This is a genomic window from Alteromonas sp. PRIM-21 (genome assembly GCF_027563165.1).
Classification (GTDB): Bacteria; Pseudomonadota; Gammaproteobacteria; order Enterobacterales; family Alteromonadaceae; genus Alteromonas; species Alteromonas macleodii_A.
Window position 1 is genome coordinate 143,314 of record NZ_JADOEK010000011.1, and the last position, 12,914, is coordinate 156,227.

General features: G+C 41.9%; 14 protein-coding genes. 7 read left to right on the forward strand and 7 right to left on the reverse strand.

Annotated features, from left to right (window positions below):
• Positions 1-8 precede the first annotated feature (8 nt).
• The 7 genes from IW644_RS15635 to IW644_RS15665 all read right to left on the reverse strand — a co-directional run bounded on the left by IW644_RS15635 (position 9) and on the right by IW644_RS15665 (position 7,088).
• On the reverse strand, positions 9-1,772 hold the full coding sequence (locus IW644_RS15635) for an OmpA family protein (RefSeq protein WP_269918373.1): 1,764 nt from the start codon (positions 1,770-1,772) through the stop codon (positions 9-11).
• Between the two features lie 3 nt (positions 1,773-1,775).
• Entirely contained in the window at positions 1,776-2,327 is a 552-nt protein-coding gene (locus tag IW644_RS15640; RefSeq protein ID WP_269918374.1) for a hypothetical protein, read from the reverse strand.
• Between the two features lie 278 nt (positions 2,328-2,605).
• On the reverse strand, positions 2,606-3,442 hold the full coding sequence (locus IW644_RS15645) for a glycosyltransferase family 2 protein (RefSeq protein WP_269918375.1): 837 nt from the start codon (positions 3,440-3,442) through the stop codon (positions 2,606-2,608).
• Entirely contained in the window at positions 3,439-4,482 is a 1,044-nt protein-coding gene (locus tag IW644_RS15650; protein WP_269918376.1) for a glycosyltransferase, read from the reverse strand. The genes IW644_RS15645 and IW644_RS15650 overlap by 4 nt, the downstream gene beginning before the upstream one ends.
• On the reverse strand, positions 4,463-5,503 hold the full coding sequence (locus tag IW644_RS15655) for a glycosyltransferase (protein ID WP_269918377.1): 1,041 nt from the start codon (positions 5,501-5,503) through the stop codon (positions 4,463-4,465). Before IW644_RS15655 ends, IW644_RS15650 begins: the two co-directional genes overlap by 20 nt.
• Positions 5,500-6,525 (reverse strand): glycosyltransferase, encoded by a 1,026-nt coding sequence (locus tag IW644_RS15660; RefSeq protein ID WP_269918378.1) that lies wholly within the window; start codon positions 6,523-6,525, stop codon positions 5,500-5,502. Before IW644_RS15660 ends, IW644_RS15655 begins: the two co-directional genes overlap by 4 nt.
• Positions 6,522-7,088 carry a hypothetical protein gene (locus IW644_RS15665; RefSeq protein WP_269918379.1) on the reverse strand — a complete coding sequence of 189 codons (567 nt, stop codon included), beginning with the start codon at positions 7,086-7,088 and terminating at the stop codon, positions 6,522-6,524. The genes IW644_RS15660 and IW644_RS15665 overlap by 4 nt, the downstream gene beginning before the upstream one ends.
• 484 nt (positions 7,089-7,572) lie before the next feature.
• Between IW644_RS15665 and IW644_RS15670 the strand changes: the two genes are divergently transcribed.
• From IW644_RS15670 to IW644_RS15700, 7 genes are all read left to right on the forward strand, one after another.
• Positions 7,573-9,147 carry an FAD/NAD(P)-binding protein gene (locus tag IW644_RS15670; RefSeq protein WP_269918380.1) on the forward strand — a complete coding sequence of 525 codons (1,575 nt, stop codon included), beginning with the start codon at positions 7,573-7,575 and terminating at the stop codon, positions 9,145-9,147.
• Between the two features lie 26 nt (positions 9,148-9,173).
• Positions 9,174-9,578 carry a hypothetical protein gene (locus tag IW644_RS15675; RefSeq protein WP_269918381.1) on the forward strand — a complete coding sequence of 135 codons (405 nt, stop codon included), beginning with the start codon at positions 9,174-9,176 and terminating at the stop codon, positions 9,576-9,578.
• A 126-nt stretch (positions 9,579-9,704) separates the two neighbouring features.
• Entirely contained in the window at positions 9,705-10,721 is a 1,017-nt protein-coding gene (gene dusA, locus IW644_RS15680) for a tRNA dihydrouridine(20/20a) synthase DusA (protein ID WP_269918382.1), read from the forward strand.
• 192 nt (positions 10,722-10,913) lie between these two features.
• Positions 10,914-11,198 carry a hypothetical protein gene (locus tag IW644_RS15685; RefSeq protein WP_269918383.1) on the forward strand — a complete coding sequence of 95 codons (285 nt, stop codon included), beginning with the start codon at positions 10,914-10,916 and terminating at the stop codon, positions 11,196-11,198.
• A 344-nt stretch (positions 11,199-11,542) separates the two neighbouring features.
• Positions 11,543-12,211 carry a phage shock protein PspA gene (gene pspA, locus IW644_RS15690; protein WP_269918384.1) on the forward strand — a complete coding sequence of 223 codons (669 nt, stop codon included), beginning with the start codon at positions 11,543-11,545 and terminating at the stop codon, positions 12,209-12,211.
• 62 nt (positions 12,212-12,273) lie between these two features.
• Complete coding sequence (locus IW644_RS15695; RefSeq protein WP_025254029.1) at positions 12,274-12,474, forward strand: PspC domain-containing protein; 201 nt, start codon at positions 12,274-12,276, stop codon at positions 12,472-12,474.
• Positions 12,474-12,836 carry a hypothetical protein gene (locus tag IW644_RS15700; protein WP_118492171.1) on the forward strand — a complete coding sequence of 121 codons (363 nt, stop codon included), beginning with the start codon at positions 12,474-12,476 and terminating at the stop codon, positions 12,834-12,836. Before IW644_RS15695 ends, IW644_RS15700 begins: the two co-directional genes overlap by 1 nt.
• Positions 12,837-12,914 lie beyond the last annotated feature (78 nt).

The window sequence follows — 12,914 nt, forward strand, 5'->3', positions numbered from 1 at the left end:
CTTCCTTACTATTGCTCACTGGAAATTAAAACATTTAACATAACTAAACGCCCCATTGATGCCTTCTGCAATGGCAGCTCTCCTAAGCTTACGGGTATAAGAATATCACTTTCTACACCAAGTGAAATTAATGAATTCACAACATTCTCTGCTCGTTTTTGGCTCAAGGCGCGATTGCGCGCACTTGAGCCTGAATTGTCACTGGCACCCATCACAACAATACTCACAACAGTATTTGTTTTATCTGCAAGCATTAATAATTGTTTTATATCGTTTGCCAGTGCCTCTAATTTTGCTAACTGTACTTCAGAAAGCGCTTTTTGGTTAGTAGCAAAAAGTACATTTTGTGAAGAAACTTTATTAACGAGTCGGTTTAACGTTGCTTTTTGAAGCACTGAATCATCAACGTTATAAGCCGGTTTTACGTTTAGGGAAGTAGTGTCTACGGAAACTGCTGATATACCTGGGATTGCGCTTATTTGCTGAGTAAGGTCTATCGCGGTTGTATTAAACACGGTTCCTGATATCAGGAATCTGCGGTTTTCCTCTTTTTCTATAGTTATGCTTTCAAGCTCGTTGAGTGGGTACTGGTTAACGAGCGTTTCAAGTTTACGCTCTACCACACTTGGTTTTAAAGAGACAAAGGGCTCTTCAATTACCGTGACCTTTTCTGCATCAATTCCATTGTCGCTGAACCATTGATCAATTCTGGTGGAAATAGGGTCGCGCAGTACTTTTGTATGTACAATGCCATTTGATATATAGGTATCGGTGACAATGATACCAGGGGGAGGCGTAAGCTCGTGCAGCTCGCTCTTCAAAATACTCAGCGATAGTCGCATAAAGGAAAGTACCGCTAAGGCGGCGAAGATTACCAAAAGCACGGCAGCGCCTATCACGCGTTTTGACTTTTTGCCTTCACCCTCTTTTCTTTCGCTGACCAAGCAATCCGCAAGGATAGTTTCGCATCCGTCAAAAGGGGCATTGTCTCCCTCATAATTGACTAATGGTTGTTGGTAAAATTGATGAAAATCTTCCAAAGCCTGCTGAAGCTTACCGCGAACCTCAGGAGGAATACTTCCCGTTACCGCTGCGACAAGTAACGCTTGAGGGCCAATTTTAATCAGTAGCGTAAAATCTTCTGTTTTAATCTCGCCCAGCTCGTTATCAGACTCGGTAGCAGTGACGCCAAATGCATCTGCAACAAAATCATTGATAGCCACAAGCATTGATGAAATGAGATCCGCATCTTTTTCTTTATCCGGATCTGAGGAGATACTGTGAAGTAACGTGCCGGTTTCTCGATGAATGACGAGCAGCTGTTGAACTTGATACTGGTAAATTTGGGAAGCAACATATTCAGAGTATTTAACGCCAGACTGCCAGGCTTTAAAGCGCCACGAGATACTTTTGGGGCTAAAGCTATTTTCGATTAATGCATTGGTTCGCTCAACAAACTCAACGAGAAATGAAGAAACGGCTTTTCTTACTAACGTACCGACCAACGGATAAAGTGTGCCTACAATCTTTTCGCTGTTAGCTTCAATTGAGCGGTGCAGTGATTTTTCGACAAGGGGAACAAGGACTTTGTTGACCGAGCCATCTTTTGTTTCTCGTTCAAATAACGCTTCAGAAACAACATTGCTCACAAAGCCCTTTGCATCGCGATCAAGCTTCTGTTGAACGAACTTGTCATCTCGTCCAATAAGTAACTCTCTGACTTTTTCAAGAGAGTTGTCCGGCAATTCAGACGACGGCACCTTGTCACTCATTAATTAATGATCAGTAGCGAGGTTGGTTGCCATGGTTGAAAGTAAGTTTGCCAGTGTTTTCCTGTCAGTTTTACTCTCTGAAAGCTCGCTAGTAACTTGCTGAAGCTTTTCTAACAACTCTTGATGACGCTTGCTAAACAAGTTGTCCAGTGACTCCAATTCTTTCACTACATGAGCTTCTAAAGCGTCGTTGTCGTTCTTCGCTGACGTTTCAGCAATTTCCAGTTCACTTTGCAGCTTATCGGTAGTGTGCTGAAGCTGTTCTTGTACGTTACTGTTGTTATCATTAGCGCTGGCTAGCTGATTAGAAAGCTCTGAGATCTGATCATCGATAAGTTTACGTATATCACTGAACTGATTATCAAGATGCGTGTTTAATTTAGCGAAGCTTTCATTTACACGAGACTCAAGGGCAGAAAGATCTGCGCGAAAAGCACGGTTTGTTTGACCAAACAATATTTCTCTAAGTTGAGCAAGTTCGTCAGCTGGTTGGGGAGCGCTCTGCGTTGCGTTAACGTCTTGCGCTTGTTGATCCTTCGGCTTCTTGTCCGCCATAAAATGTCTCCGGAAGGTGCAGTACTTTTGCTTTCAATAGCGAGTAATCTGCGATCACATTTTTATTTGTGCTAATAATTACGGTTATTACTTTATACAATAGCCGCTAATTACTTATTTTGAAATACGCTAAAAGCATAATAGTGGTAAATACCTAGTTAAAAAAAGCACATTTTTCAGAGGGTTGTTAATAATTTAATAGTGCAAGGATACTTCAAGCACTATTAAGTGAGGCTGATAGATAGACCTTCGAATCTAATGAAAAGTTAAAGCGTTAACTAGTAGGGTTTTGTAGACAGCGCTAACTCGATATCTAATTGGTGCGGCAAGCGCACAACTTTAAAATTATGCTTACGTTCATCAAAAGTCACATAACTTCTTTTGCAAAACTCTTGTAGCCATGAATACATCGGAAAATATCCATGTTTGTGATAGAAAAGGTTAGCGTTCTCTACGATTGCTTTTAAATAATTGAGCGGGGGCGAATATTTAAAGTGATATTGATGTAAGACTTCATCATCTATGAGAATAAAATCGAAGTGCTGTTTATTAAATCGCTCTGCAAAGTCGGTGTCTTCACCACCATAACCTGTGAAATCCTCATCAAATCCGCCAATGACGTAGAAATCATCCTTACGCAATGCAAAAACAAGTGACCAAAACTTCTTATGAGGTAGTGGTGTGTTTGCGTCAAGTTGCGTTCGTTTAGGGTGTGAAAGAGCATCTTGTTCAATTTGCGTATACAAGCCAGACAAAGGAATGTAGGGGAGGTATCTTGCATATGCAGAGGTAATGGTTTTGTCTTTCAGGCCGTTAAGCAATCCTTCAAGAAGAGTAGGACTGCATATGCAGTCAACATCCAAAAATATAACGCGTTCGTGAGTCGTATTTTCAAACCCCAAATTTCGAGCCTTAGCTAAGGGGAGTTCTCCTTTTTCTAGGTAAAGCTGTTTAATGTTCAGGTCTTCATCTTCAACGCGTGCGTTGCGTGTTTCCTCTTCCATCCAAACAATTACGATTTCACTCGGGACTATTGTGCTCTGTTTAATACTTTCAAGCATGTTTTCGAGTTGTTTTTTTCTACCCTTTACTAGCGTAACCACAGAAAAACTCATAAAAAATGCTCCCTTATTAAATTTTCAAAGCTTTGTTCCCACGCAGATGAAGAGCTTGTATCAAACATATCGTTAATAGTGTCAGTTTTTATATCGTTCGAAGCTTTTAGCGCCTTGATGATATTTTCTCCATTGGCCAACTCAGCTTTTGGCAAGTGAACAGCTGCATTAATATCAGATAATCTTATCGCCTTAGCGGTTTGTTCTTCATAGGGACGTGGCTCTGGAATAACAATAAGCTTCTTGCCGGCCGCGAGCAGCTCACATAGGGTATTGTTTCCCCCGCTGCAAAAAATTATGTCGGTGTTCGCAGAGTGCGTTATGTCACTCACCTTTTCGTAGTACGTAATCTTGTCTAAATAATGTAACTGGGAGCGTTCACTACCAATAGCTGTTATAGGCAATTCTATTGGCAGTAAAGCCTCGCATATTGCATTGATAACTTCATGGTCACTGTGAACAATACTTATGCCGTTGTAATGGTGCGCCGAGTTATTTTTACGATTGGTTAGACTCCCTAAAAAGCGTGTTTTGCCGATAAAAGCATAATCATCAGCTTCTAGCTGTCGCGGGTAGGGAGCATATAAAGCATTCGCACACTGGTATGCGAAAACTTGAGTGGGGTCGATAGATATATCTCCCGAGTGTCGCTGCATTAAAACGGGTATACCTGCACCGCGAGCGTAAATAGTAAGCTCGGCCGAAACATCGCTAATAAAGCCATCATAAGCCTCTTTTTGCAGATGATTTACAAAGAAGCTGGTGCGTAGAGTAGATTGCGCAGATAAAGGAACGCCTTCGAACGCGGTATCGAAAGTACGCTTTTTACCCACATCGGATGAAGACCATTTCGACGGCAAGGTAACAATTTTCCTTTCTGGTAGCGCACACTTCACTGCCGGTAAAAAGTTATCTTGCGCAATAATTAATGTAACGTGAGCAAATTTTTCAATAATAGGGATCAGCAGCTGCGCTCGTGATAAATGACCTTTGCCATGATGGTGTATGTAAAAAAGGATTTTAGGTTTTTGCTTGTTCATAAATGCGCTCGTATGCCTTTACAGTATTGGAGATATCAAATTGTCGGGCTGCCTTTTGGCACTGGCTCGCCGATATACTGACTGCTTCCCGATAGGCACTTAGTAGTGATTCTACGTCGTCAAGATCTATAGTTTGGGTTAAAGGAGGCACACGAAGCTCGCTGGGAATCGCTTGGGTTGTTCCTATAACTGGCGTACCCATCGCTAGTGACTCAAGTGTTACTAAGCCAAAGGGTTCCTTCCAAAGCGAAGTAATAAAGAGGGCTCGAGCTTCAGAGATCCTTTCATAGAGTACTTGCTGTGGTAGATGCCCGCCGTATTTTATATTGGCATCCAATAACGGTGCGATATCGTTGTTGAAGTGCGTTTCATCGCTAATCGGGCCGTAAAGTATCAACGAAATATTAAGCTGCTTCGCCGCGCGAATGGCGGCTACGGGGTTCTTCTCTTTGCACAGCCTGCCTACCCATACTAAGTCGCTCTGTTTATTTGGCGCTGCAGGAGGCAGTCGTGAGAGGTCAATACCATTTTGTACAACATCAATTGGGGTGGATATGGTCGAACACCACTCATCAGCTAAACGTTGCGATACCGCCACATACCTATCGTCACTTCTCATACTGTTCAATTTATGTGTAAGCGCAAGTCGTTCGGACAAAGGGCTGTGTAGCGTCACAATGTTACGTCTTTGATGAAAATAAGCGAATTCAAACATGGCGTGGTAATAGCTGTGAAAGTGTATAACGTCGTAATCATCCGCATTGAAAAGTCCGAATTGGGCAGCCTGATAGAGCTTTTGACCTTCAGTTTCACTAGTGATGGCGTCAGTCATACGAAAAGCCGACTCTTGTAGGTGAAGCGTATTAAACTTATTGTCTTCGTCGGCATCTTTACATAGAACATCTACCTGATGCCCCGCATCAGCCATACCGTTTGCAAGGCTAACGACAAATGATTCGGTCCCACCTTTAAAGGGCTCTCTCAACGATACGATGGGGCTTGTTACCATTAAAACTTTCATGAAACACGTGCCAGTTTATCGAGGTAAGCGGAACACATAGCGTCTAAAGGAAACCTATGAGCGCGATGTATGACATCCTGACTATGTTTATCTAAAGAAGCGCTTATAGCTTCGGCGAGGCTTTCTACATTGTTACCCCGTGCTAAGGCGCCACCTTCTTTAGATACGACTTCTGGAAACGCGCCCCGGTTAAAAGCCGCTACAGGGGTACCCGTTGCCATGGCCTCTACGGTAGAAAGCCCAAAGGGTTCGTCCCAGCGTACGCCAAAAATTGCCGCTCGCGATTCCTTTAACTGGCTTTGCAACTCCATATGATTCAAGTGGCCTAAGTAGTTCACTGCTTTGCCCAAGAAAGGCGATATCTTGTCGTCGAAATAGTTTTGATCGTAAATAGGGCCAGCGATGTTAAGCTCTATACCCACAAGGCTGGCTGCCTTAATCGCCAGGTCGAAACCTTTAGAAGGAACAATTCTGCCGAAACTGAATAGCTGATCTTTTGTTTGCTTTTTACCTTCCCACTGGGATAACTCAATACCATTGTAAATAACGTCTATTGTATCGTTGATGTAGGGTTGCCACGCCTCAGCGACGCTATAGGAAACAGCATTGTAATGAACAAAAGGAGACAAAGAAGAGAGTTCTGCCGATGCTTTGAGGCGGCTGTAAGGTGGTGTATGCAAGGTTGTAAGCATGGGAATGTCGTATTTACATGCCCAAACTGTTGGAATAGGGCTGATAGCATTGTTATGAACAGCGTCAAAGCCTTTAAGCCGTATATCGTTCATAACTTTAAGCAAAAAATCATTTTCTATTAGCTCGGGGTATTGCTTGTGCGCTTCGGTATCGAACGGAAACGTTACGAGTTTAGCTGGGCTCTGGATTTGAGAACCCGGATGCGCGTAGACCGTAACTTCTGCATGAGCACTATATTGCGGAACTAAAGACGCAATAAAGGCTTCTAGGCCCCCAGGAAAAGGCGACTTAATAGGAAAGCGGGGATGTGCAATTATGGCTATTTTCATGCGGTCATTTCTCTGCCATGACCAATTTTATGAAGTATGACTTCGGCAAATGTTTCGGGGCATTGTTTATCGTATGCGCGCTTTAAAAGTTTCCAGTCAGCGCTGGTAGCGTTCTCAAACGGTAATAAACCTTTAAGAAAGTGATGGTCAAATACGCAGGTTTCTATGGGGCGTTGGTGATCCTGTTTAACCTGAAGCTGGCCATCGAACTTATGGGGCGTAACCGCAAAACCGCGCCAAGAAGCCTTAGCAACCTTTGCTGTGACTGACTCGTTAAAGACATCGTCATCAGTTCTAAATACCACTCTTCCGCTAGATACCGTCTTAAGCGCTAGGTTATAAGCGGTAAACCTTGAGTTCGTGCGATTTTCTAAATAAGTAACCTTCGAAGTAATTCGCTCTATAGTATTTTTATATATGTCCTTATCTTTATATTCTTGGGGCGAGTTATCTACAAGAATAATATTTGCAGTGGGCATAGATAAAAGCAGCCTTTCAATATTTTGTAAGGCAGATTCGATCATTTCGTAAGTAACAAAAATAGCACTTAATTGATGTTCCATATCAACCTACTTATGAAGCTGTTCTTTTAAATGGCGTAGTTTTAACTCTAATTTTAAGCGTTCTGAAATTTTCCAGTAAGGCAGCTTCTTCAATAACTTTTCAGACTTTGTTAATTCAGAATTAATTTTTGATGAACTTAAAAATACCATGTGAATATCCCTCTCATGTAAGGCAGTAAATACGTTCAATGCTTTAACTACACCGTGACGGCAAAAAGCTGAAACAGATAACTTTAGTGAAGACAACTAAAGCAAAGAGAACTAAAACAAAAAGAGCTGAAGCAATAGGTGTGCCCACTGTATAAGTGTGGACAAAGCCTTCAGATAAGCCCGCTTTACTGTGGGAGTGACAATATGAAGAAACGTATGGAATGAAAATGTTGCAGCGGGCGAGGAATAATTACAGATGCTATAAATACTAAATTGAATGATCTAATTTACCTTAGATTAAATAAAAGCAATAAAGGGAAAAGGGATGATCGTCATGGAAAATAGTTTTCACCAAGATTGTGTACTAAAAAATATAGCCATAATTGGCGCAGGGCCAACGACGCTTTATTTTCTTTGCGAGTTATTGGAGAAAAACGTTTTTCCGCAGACTATAGTTATTTTTGAAAAACATGCCGAGCCCGGCAAAGGAACTCCATTTAGAAATGAGAATGCTAGCCCCAATTTACTTTCTAATTTAAAAGAGAATGAAATCCCAAAACTTAACGTCTCTTTTTCCGCTTGGCTCCATGAAATATATGGTGAAGACCTGGTTCCAACGACCCTAAAGACTTTTCTTTCGTGCGCGGACTATCCTGAGGAGGCAGCAAACAAGGTTATTCCAAGAGCAGTATTAGGAGAGTATTTAGGTTTCTGCTTTAATCGAGCGATTCAGAGCCTAAAACAAAAAGGTTTAGACGTTACCGTAAAACTTCACACTGAGGTCAAATCCATTGCCTTAGAGAACCATCGTTTTACCGTTGATACGAGCAAAGAACAGTGTTCAGGTTTTGATCGTGTCGTGGTCAACATGGGCGGCGATCTATGTGCCAAAGACAAACTTGATGACGCGCTTTGGGCTTATCCCCCAAAGCAATATACACACGAAGATGCCAGCGAATTTACCATTGACGGGATGTCATTGACGGCAATCGACGCCGCTTTATCTATTGCGAGAACTAAAGGGCAGTTCTACGACAGTGCGAATGGGATTGAATACCGAAGTAAACACGATTTCCAAATAGTAATGCGTTCACGTTCGGGGGTGTTTCCGAAAGTTTGGTATAACAGTGATGCTGTTACTGACTACAAAAAAATATTAAATGCAGACTGTGCAATTGATGTTAGTAATGTAGAGAGTTTCTTTCGCCACAAGTTATTGCCTCTTTTTGAGCAAAGTATGCCGAAAATCTATCATCAGATTAAAAACATGTCTTTCGCCGAAAGCCTTACTTTTCTCAACCAGCGTAATCGACAAAGCCATCCTATTTTGAAGCTCAAAGCAGAACTGCTTTCTTTAGCTGATGTAAGCCGTCAGTCAGATTGGCCCGCTGTTATTGCTGCGGGTATAGATTACATTCAGCAATCGCCCCTGTTACTTAAGGATTTTCTTACTCAGCATCAAGATATAAAGTCGCAGCTCTCAGCGAGTTTCGCTTCAATTCCACTAGAAAGCGCAAATCGGATGATTGCATTGTATGACAGCAAAGTGCTCACTTTCGAACAAGCTGAAGATGCAAAGTTAGAGGAAGATGGTAATGCAGACGGCATCAAAATTAACGCTAAAGGTATAATCGAATGTGAAGACAAACTAGCAAAGCTTAAGGACTTATTAACCTTTAGCGGAAAAAACTACGAAAGAGGGGCGTATACAAGCGGTGACGAGTGGTCGGTCGCTCACAATCACGAGTTACTGATAAATGGCAAATCTACTCAACTTTATGTGGGATCTGCTTTCGTGACACCTTGGTATATTAATATCCCTGGTTTAGGAACATGCGCAGATTTTGGAAAGCAAATCGCTCATCATTGTGTCCAAACTGATGCATACGAAGAAGCTGTAGGTGAATAATGTTACTCTTTGCATGCGTTCTCTTTATGCTTTTTAGCGCCATAGAAATAATAATATTTCACTACTGGGGATTAAGAACAATCACTCAGTTTTCAAAACGCTTTTCTTCTCATTTTATGATGAGTGTATCGGTAGTAGTGTGCCTATTTCTCATTCACCTTGTCGAAATTGCCTGGTATACCTTGATGACCTATTTTGCCTATGAAGTATGGGGTATAAATGGTTTCAAAGGTGATGTGAGTTTATCCATAGATGATTACGTTCATATTGCGGCCAGTAGTTTTACGACTTTAGGAAGTTTGACCCATACACCGCACAGTGAACTGGCAATATTTATTGATTCAATCTCCCTTGTTGGTTTTATGATGCTGACGTGGTCAGCAACTTATTACTACAATATTTTTTCTAACTCTGAGCTTCGAGATAAATAAATCAGGCCAAAGTCATGTTTATAATCTTGCCCGCTTTTGTTTTGGCACATAGCTAGGTAGAATGCGCATCGCCTAATTTCATGGCGCATTTTTGACCACGTTTTGCAGATAAGAAAAGGTAACGCAGTGCTAATCACCCCCTTTAACCGAAGATTCTCTGTTGCCCCAATGCTGGATTGGACAGACAGGCATTGTCGCTACTTTTTACGATTAATGTCTAAGCACACACTGCTTTACACTGAAATGGTCACTACAGGCGCGATTATTTACGGTAAAGGCGATTACCTTGGCTATAACCAAGAAGAACATCCAATCGCTGTTCAGCTAGGCGGCAGCGATCCCGCCGACATGGCTAAGTGTGCTGAGTTATCACAAGAGCGCGGCTACGATGAAGTCAACATAAACGTAGGCTGCCCCAGTGATAGGGTTAAAAACGGCAGCTTCGGTGCCTGTTTGATGGCGCAACCTGAAGTGGTAGCTAGCTGCGTTAAGGCTATGCAAGCTGTGGTAGATATTCCCGTAACTGTAAAATGCCGTATTGGTATTGACGACATGGACGAAGATGAAGACTTTGCTCGTTTTATCGATATAGTGTCAGACGCTGGCTGTGACACCTTTATTGTTCATGCAAGAAAAGCATGGCTACAAGGTTTAAGCCCAAAAGAAAATCGAGAAATTCCGCCTTTAAATTACCCTAGGGTTCACAGACTAAAACAGGCGCGCCCTGAATTATCAATTAGCATTAACGGTGGTATTAAAACACTCGCTGAAACCCAGCAACAGCTGGAGAGCGTTGACGGTGTTATGGTTGGCCGCGAGGTTTACGCAAACCCCTATATTATGTCTACCGTTGATAAAGACATATTTGGTGACGCTAATGCACAGAGTTTGTCACGTCGTGAAATAGTACTTCAAATGCAGCAGTACATTGAGCGCCAAGAGGACCCGTATTTTAAACCATGGCATGCAGCTCGCCACATTCTGGGCCTTTATCAAGGGCAAGCAGGTGGACGCATTTGGCGAAGATACTTAAGCCAAAATGGTACAGGTAAGAATCCAGATCCTAATTTACTTCTAAATGCTTTAGATGCCGTAGAGAGCGCCCAAAAAGAAGTTGCTGAGTACAATAGTCAAAAAGGCTAATAACTTAGTGCTTTTGACCAAAGTTTAATATTTGTTCAGTTATCACGAAGGCCCGTATTTTTGCGGGCTTTTCTTTAAGTTTATATAAATCAGCAGCTTAAGCTACTTTTAAGGAGTTGGCACACCTCTCGCAATCCTCTAAGTATCGCGACAACAACGTGTTGTTGCACTGACTAAATTTAGAGGGATAACATGAAAACTTCATTAATCGCAGCAACTTTACTGACAGCAAGCATGGCAAGCGGTGTAGCAAATGCAGAAGAGTCAGTGCTTCAAACATTTTTGACACATGTAGTTTCAAATGCAGTAACTACAACCACACAAGAAATAAAGTCCGATGTTTACCAAGCAGTGGCCAACGCCACCTACCATTTTGAATTGAGCCCTCAAGAGGTACGTGGAAACGGTAAAGTAAGCGTTACCGACTTAGCTGTAGCAGAAGCGGACAACCCAGATACAGATAAAGACGCTGATTAACCGTTAATCAGCATCGATAAAAGCGCCCACGGGCGCTTTTTTTGTGCGTGTTTAGCAATGAAGTAAGTTTATGAGGGTACAGTGTAAATGCCGTTGAACCGGAAGTGGTCAATTTAACAATAGCGTTGGTTAAATACACTAATTTATCGTATCTAAACTTAAAGTTAGAAAGCTGTTTTAAGCTCAATTTTTAATAAAGTCTATATATATCAACAATATAAATAAATGGCATAGTCATTGTAATACTAAAAGTGTTGAGGAGAACTCAGTCAGCGGCAACTAGCAGTGTGTACAAGAGAATAAATGCTGGAAGCCACAACACCACTTTTAACGGAGAAAGAATCATGGGTATGTTTTCACGCATTAACGATATTGTTCAAGCAAACATCAACGCGATGCTAGATAAAGCTGAAGATCCAGAAAAAATCATCCGCTTGATTATTCAAGAAATGGAAGAAACCCTGGTTGAAGTTCGCACCGACGCGGCACGCTTTATTGCTCAGCAAAAAACGCTAGCGCGTCATGTGGAAGCAGTAAACAAACAAGTTGATAGTTGGCAGCATAAAGCGCAGATCGCAATGAACAATGACAAAGAGTCTTTGGCAAAAGCGGCACTTATAGAGAAGCAGAAGTATGTTTCAAAACTTGACTCTCTTAAAGAGCAAGAAGCGCAACTAGCAGAAAGCATCGAAAAGATTCAAGGCGATACTGCAAGACTGAACAGTAAATTAGCAGAAGCCAAAGCTAAGCAAAAAACCTTAGTTCAGCGCAAAAATTCAGCGCAAACACGCTTGAAAGTGAAGCAAGCTGATCACGAAGGAAAAATTGACGATGCCATGATGCGTTTTGAAAGCTACGAACAGCGCATTGACCATCTTGAAGCGCAAGTGGATGCATATGACTTAACGAAGTCGAGTGAAGCAACATCATTACAAGCTGAGTTCGATGCAATGGAAGCAGACGAAGCGATTGAAAAGGAGCTGGCAGAGCTTAAGAAGAAAAAGGTCGCGTAGCCGACCTTATGTGCCGCCAACTTACATTGTAGATATCGAAAGAAACATTTTTGGAGAAGATGATGAAAGTACCATCACAGAAGCGAATTTATAGAGACCTTGATTCTGGCATTATTTCAGGTGTGTGTGCAGGTGTTGCACGTTATTTTGATATCGATGCAGTATGGGTAAGAGCGGCAGCGGTAGCGGGTTTATTCATCGCAACCCCCATCACGCTAGTGGCTTACGTGGCTGCTGTTATCCTACTACCGAGATTAGTGTAATGAAAAACTTTCTAATTGCACTGGTTATTGCCATTGTACTGGTTAATTGCTTGGGTAGCCTTGTAGATAGCTGGCTAGGTATGCATCTTGTCATGTCTGACGAACTGCTTAGCCCCTGGGAGAATGTGGCTGTGCTTTCGCTAATTGGGGTTGCCCTTGCCGTTGTTGGCTTTGTTGTCGCAATAAGTGTTATGGGAACAATTCTTTTAGCGCTTGGCGCAGGTTTCCTAGCGCTACTTGTTTTGGGCGTTAGTGCTTTCTGGCCAATTATACTTATCGGTATCGCACTATATGTGCTGAAAAATCGTAACTCTGCTGCTTATAAGCAGCAAAATGATACAAACATGCATCATACTTTATAATTAACATAATTAATTTTATATTGTGTTAACGTAGTAAAAGGTGGTGTTATATTGAAAACCGTCATAAAGGTTTCGCAT

What these genes read in the sequence shown, in the direction of transcription:
- IW644_RS15700 (WP_118492171.1), top strand. Translation starts at nt 12,474, where the DNA reads ATGAAAAACTTTCTAATTGCACTGGTTATTGCCATTGTACTGGTTAAT.
- IW644_RS15640 (WP_269918374.1), bottom strand. Translation starts at nt 2,327, where the DNA reads ATGGCGGACAAGAAGCCGAAGGATCAACAAGCGCAAGACGTTAACGCA.
- IW644_RS15670 (WP_269918380.1), top strand. Translation starts at nt 7,573, where the DNA reads ATGGAAAATAGTTTTCACCAAGATTGTGTACTAAAAAATATAGCCATA.
- IW644_RS15635 (WP_269918373.1), bottom strand. Translation starts at nt 1,772, where the DNA reads ATGAGTGACAAGGTGCCGTCGTCTGAATTGCCGGACAACTCTCTTGAA.
- IW644_RS15685 (WP_269918383.1), top strand. Translation starts at nt 10,914, where the DNA reads ATGAAAACTTCATTAATCGCAGCAACTTTACTGACAGCAAGCATGGCA.
- IW644_RS15675 (WP_269918381.1), top strand. Translation starts at nt 9,174, where the DNA reads ATGCTTTTTAGCGCCATAGAAATAATAATATTTCACTACTGGGGATTA.
- IW644_RS15660 (WP_269918378.1), bottom strand. Translation starts at nt 6,525, where the DNA reads ATGAAAATAGCCATAATTGCACATCCCCGCTTTCCTATTAAGTCGCCT.
- pspA (WP_269918384.1), top strand. Translation starts at nt 11,543, where the DNA reads ATGGGTATGTTTTCACGCATTAACGATATTGTTCAAGCAAACATCAAC.
- IW644_RS15665 (WP_269918379.1), bottom strand. Translation starts at nt 7,088, where the DNA reads ATGGAACATCAATTAAGTGCTATTTTTGTTACTTACGAAATGATCGAA.
- IW644_RS15645 (WP_269918375.1), bottom strand. Translation starts at nt 3,442, where the DNA reads ATGAGTTTTTCTGTGGTTACGCTAGTAAAGGGTAGAAAAAAACAACTC.
- IW644_RS15655 (WP_269918377.1), bottom strand. Translation starts at nt 5,503, where the DNA reads ATGAAAGTTTTAATGGTAACAAGCCCCATCGTATCGTTGAGAGAGCCC.
- IW644_RS15650 (WP_269918376.1), bottom strand. Translation starts at nt 4,482, where the DNA reads ATGAACAAGCAAAAACCTAAAATCCTTTTTTACATACACCATCATGGC.
- IW644_RS15695 (WP_025254029.1), top strand. Translation starts at nt 12,274, where the DNA reads ATGAAAGTACCATCACAGAAGCGAATTTATAGAGACCTTGATTCTGGC.